Raw genomic sequence first — 386 nt, 5'->3', positions numbered from 1 at the left:
GGTCGCAGGTTCGAATCCTGTCTTCCCGACCATTTCAATGGGGCCTTAGCTCAGCTGGGAGAGCGCCTGCTTTGCACGCAGGAGGTCAGCGGTTCGATCCCGCTAGGCTCCACCATTTTTTAAAAAAGTTGTTGACTTTGAAGAAGTAGCATTGTATACTAATAAAGTTGCTTTAACAAAGCGAACAAACGAAATGATCTTTGAAAACTAAACAAGACAAAACGTACCTGTTAATTCATTTTTTATAAATCGCACAGCAATGTGCGTAGTCAGTCAAACTACTTTATCGGAGAGTTTGATCCTGGCTCAGGACGAACGCTGGCGGCGTGCCTAATACATGCAAGTCGAGCGGACAGATGGGAGCTTGCTCCCTGATGTTAGCGGCG

1 tRNA gene and 1 rRNA gene are annotated in these 386 nt (G+C 46.4%); both read left to right on the top strand.

The window, feature by feature from the left end:
* Positions 1-39 precede the first annotated feature (39 nt).
* Positions 40-115: transfer RNA gene (locus JMN17_RS21540), tRNA-Ala, on the top strand.
* 168 nt (positions 116-283) lie between these two features.
* Positions 284-386 (top strand): 16S ribosomal RNA (locus JMN17_RS21535); the annotation flags it as partial.

Source organism: Bacillus sp. RHFS10 (assembly GCF_016757475.1).
GTDB classification, from domain to species: domain Bacteria; phylum Bacillota; class Bacilli; order Bacillales; family Bacillaceae; genus Bacillus; species Bacillus subtilis_G.
The sequence above is the reverse complement of the archived record's forward strand: the minus strand, read 5'-3'. Positions and strand labels throughout refer to the sequence as shown.